Origin of the sequence: Caballeronia arvi (assembly GCF_001544695.2) — a bacterium.
Lineage (GTDB): Bacteria > Pseudomonadota > Gammaproteobacteria > Burkholderiales > Burkholderiaceae > Caballeronia > Caballeronia arvi.
The window spans coordinates 1-3,196 of the sequence record NZ_FCOM02000160.1 but is presented as its reverse complement, the minus strand read 5'-3'; the positions used below and the strand labels follow the sequence as shown (position 1 = coordinate 3,196).

Sequence of the window (3,196 nt, the reverse complement as noted above, 5' to 3'; positions counted from 1 at the left end):
AGATCTTCGAGTTCCTCGGCGAACATGATCGCGTCGACGCTGCGATTGCCGTACACCAGCGTGAAGCGGCTCGTCGGCTCGATATCGAGCGTCGTCTTGATGATCGCCAGCACCGGCGTGATGCCCGAGCCGCCCGAGAACGCCACGTAATGCTTCGCGTGGTCCGCGTTCAGATGCGTGAAGAAGCGTCCGTCGGGCGTCATCACGTCGATCTCATGGCCGGGCTTCAGGGTATCGAACGCGAAGTTCGAGAAGCGCCCGCCGCGCACGCGCTTGATGCCGATGCGCAATTCGCCGTCGCGATCGTAGTCGGTCACGCCCACGCAGATCGAATACGAGCGGCGCGTTTCCTCGCCGTCGAGGTGCGTCTTGAGCGTCACGAACTGGCCTTGCGTGAAGCGAAACGCGTCGCGCAAGGCAGGCGGCACGTCGAACGAAACGGTGACGGCGTCGGCGGTTTCGGGACGCACGTCGCGGATACGCAGCGGATGGAATTGCGGAGTCGCCATGATGTCGATGATATGAAGTCGGTTCAGTACGGCTTGAAGTAATCGAACGGCTCGCGGCAATCGATGCAGCGATACAGCGCCTTGCACGCCGTCGAGCCGAATTGCGCAAGCTTCTCGGTGTGCGTCGAGCCGCAGTGCGGACAGGCGATCACTTCTTTCTTGTAGGGCACGAAACGGATCGGCTTCTCCGCTGGTGCGTGCGTGCTGCCGCATGTGCCCGAGGGCGGCGCGATGCCATAGCGGCGCAGCTTCTCGCGCGCTTCGTCCGTGATCCAGTCGGTGGTCCACGCGGGCGCCAGCACCGTCTCGATGCGATGCGCGCCGAGCGCGGCTCGATCGATCGCCTGCGCGATATCCTCCGCGATCTGCGACATCGCCGGACACCCCGAGTACGTCGGTGTGATCACCACTTCGAGCACACCGTCGTCGCCGTGACGCACGTCGCGCAGAATGCCCAGCTCGCGGATCGAGACCACCGGAATCTCCGGATCGGGCACCGCTTCGAGCACGCTCCACGCGCGTTCGATCGTCGTGTTTGCGTTGACGTTTGCCCTGGCGTTTGCGTTGACGGTCTCCATCACCAGCGCGCGCCCGGATGTTGACGCGCAATGCTCTGCATTTCCGCCAGCAGATAGCCCATGTGCTCCGAGTGCTCGCCGAGCTTGCCCGTGCTCACGTGCTTCACTTCTGCGGGCGCTTGCAGCGTCGCTTCATCGAGTGCGGCTTGCACCTGCTCGCGCCACGCTGCTTCGAAATCGCTCGCAAGCGGCGCGATGCCGGCTTCGGCCACTGCGCGCTCGATGTCATCGGTCACGAAGAACTCACGCGTGTACGGCATCAGATAATCGAGCGCGGCCTGCGTACGTCGATGCGATTCGTCCGTACCATCGCCCAGACGCACCAGCCAGTCGTGCGCGTGATGCAGGTGATAGCTCGTTTCCTTGATCGACTTCGCTGCGATCGCCGCGAGTTGTGTGTCGCTTGACGCCTGCAGCGCCGTCCACACCTGCGCCATCAGCGCGGAGTACAGGAAGTTGCGCACGATCGTCACCGCGTAATCGCGCTCGGCGCGCGCCGTGCCTGCGAGCGGACCGAAGTGCGGCAGCTCCGCGATCGTGTAGTTGGCGAACTCGCGCTCGGTGCGGAAGTACGCGTAATCGTCTTCGGTCTTGCTGGCGCCTTCGAGTGTCGCCGCATGCGTGTACAAGAGCCGCGCCTGACCGATCAGATCGAGGCTGATGTTCGCCAGCGCGATGTCTTCTTCCAGCGCCGGGCCGTGGCTGCACCATTCGGCATTGCGCTGACCGAGGATCAGGGCGTTGTCGGCCAGACGCAATACGTAAGCGAGATGTTGATGCGCGTGTGTCATGTATCGCGCCTCACATATGATTGATTTCGTCGGGCAGCACGAAGAACGTCGGATGCCGATAAATCTTGTCGCCCGCCGGCTCGAACAGTTCGCCCTTGTCCGCCGGGTCCGATGCGGTGATCGCCGCCGACGGCACCACCCAGATGCTCACGCCTTCCTGACGCCGCGTGTACACATCGCGCGCCATGCGCAACGCCGCGCCCGCGTCCGGCGCGTGCAGACTGCCGCAGTGCTTGTGATCCAGTCCCTGCTTGCTGCGCACGAACACTTCCCAGATCGGCCATTCCTTGTTCATCTCTCTCGTCTCCTGATTACGCCGCTTCGCGATGTGCGCGCGCTTTCTGTTTCTCGGCATAGGCAAGCGCGGCTTCGCGCACCCATTCGCCCTCGTCATGCGCCTTCACGCGCGTGGCGAGGCGCTCCTTGTTGCAGGGGCCGTCGCCGTTGACCACGCGCCAGAATTCTTCCCAGTCGATCTCGCCGTAGTCGTGCGCGTTGCGCGCGGCGTTCCACTTCAGATCCGGATCGGGCAGCGTGACGCCGAGAATCTTCGCCTGCTCGACGGTGGCATCGACGAACTTCTGACGCAGGTCGTCGTTGGAAATGCGCTTGATGCCCCACGCGAAGGACTGGCCGCTGTGGATCGAGTCCTTGTCGCTCGGGCCGAACATCATCAGCACCGGCCACCACCAGCGGTCCACCGCCTGCTGCACGAGATCCTTTTGCGCCTGCGTGCCCCTCATCATCGCGAGCAGCGCATCGAAGCCCTGGCGCTGATGAAACGACTCTTCCTTGCAGATGCGGATCATCGCGCGCGCATACGGGCCGTAGGTGCAGCGGCACAGCGGAATCTGATTCATGATCGCGGCGCCATCGACCAGCCAGCCAATCACGCCGACATCGGCCCACGTGGGCGTCGCATAGTTGAAGATGCTCGAGTATTTGGCCTTGCCCGCGTGCAGCGCTGCGACCAGCTGATCGCGCGAGACGCCGAGCGTTTCGGCGGCGCTGTACAGATACAGACCGTGGCCGCCTTCGTCCTGCACCTTGGCCAGCAGGATCGCCTTGCGCTTGAGGCTGGGCGCGCGGCTGATCCAGTTGCCCTCGGGCTGCATGCCGATGATCTCCGAATGCGCATGCTGCGAGATCTGGCGCACCAGCGTCTTGCGATACGCCTCGGGCATCCAGTCCTGCGCTTCGATCTTGCCGTCGGCTTGCATCACCGCGTCGAAGCGGGTTTGCTCGGGAGATACCGCGGATGGGGACGCCTCGGCTGCAGGCGTGGGGCTCGGGAGGTCGAGGGATTGGGTGTACATGG

5 protein-coding genes are annotated in these 3,196 nt (G+C 63.9%); all 5 read right to left on the bottom strand.

From position 1 onward, the window contains the following. Positions 1-509, bottom strand: a 509-nt coding sequence (locus AWB74_RS43735) for an FAD-binding oxidoreductase (RefSeq protein WP_235024949.1), incomplete at its 3' end; no start/stop codon positions are given. A gap of 23 nt (positions 510-532) precedes the next feature. Further along, positions 533-1,087, bottom strand: coding sequence for a 1,2-phenylacetyl-CoA epoxidase subunit PaaD (gene paaD / locus AWB74_RS43730; protein WP_061152697.1), 555 nt, complete (start codon positions 1,085-1,087; stop codon positions 533-535). Further along, positions 1,087-1,878: a 1,2-phenylacetyl-CoA epoxidase subunit PaaC gene (paaC, locus tag AWB74_RS43725; RefSeq protein ID WP_061152696.1), complete on the bottom strand. Its 792-nt coding sequence runs from the start codon at positions 1,876-1,878 to the stop codon at positions 1,087-1,089. The genes paaD and paaC overlap by 1 nt, the downstream gene beginning before the upstream one ends. A gap of 10 nt (positions 1,879-1,888) precedes the next feature. After that, complete coding sequence (paaB, locus tag AWB74_RS43720; RefSeq protein WP_016346499.1) at positions 1,889-2,173, bottom strand: 1,2-phenylacetyl-CoA epoxidase subunit PaaB; 285 nt, start codon at positions 2,171-2,173, stop codon at positions 1,889-1,891. Between the two features lie 16 nt (positions 2,174-2,189). Next, positions 2,190-3,194 (bottom strand): 1,2-phenylacetyl-CoA epoxidase subunit PaaA, encoded by a 1,005-nt coding sequence (paaA, locus tag AWB74_RS43715; protein WP_061152695.1) that lies wholly within the window; start codon positions 3,192-3,194, stop codon positions 2,190-2,192. Between the last annotated feature and the right edge of the window lie 2 nt (positions 3,195-3,196).

Coding starts and splice junctions, on each gene's coding strand:
- paaA (WP_061152695.1), bottom strand. CDS start 3,194: ATGTACACCCAATCCCTCGACCTCCCGAGCCCCACGCCTGCAGCCGAG.
- paaD (WP_061152697.1), bottom strand. CDS start 1,087: ATGGAGACCGTCAACGCAAACGCCAGGGCAAACGTCAACGCAAACACG.
- paaB (WP_016346499.1), bottom strand. CDS start 2,173: ATGAACAAGGAATGGCCGATCTGGGAAGTGTTCGTGCGCAGCAAGCAG.
- paaC (WP_061152696.1), bottom strand. CDS start 1,878: ATGACACACGCGCATCAACATCTCGCTTACGTATTGCGTCTGGCCGAC.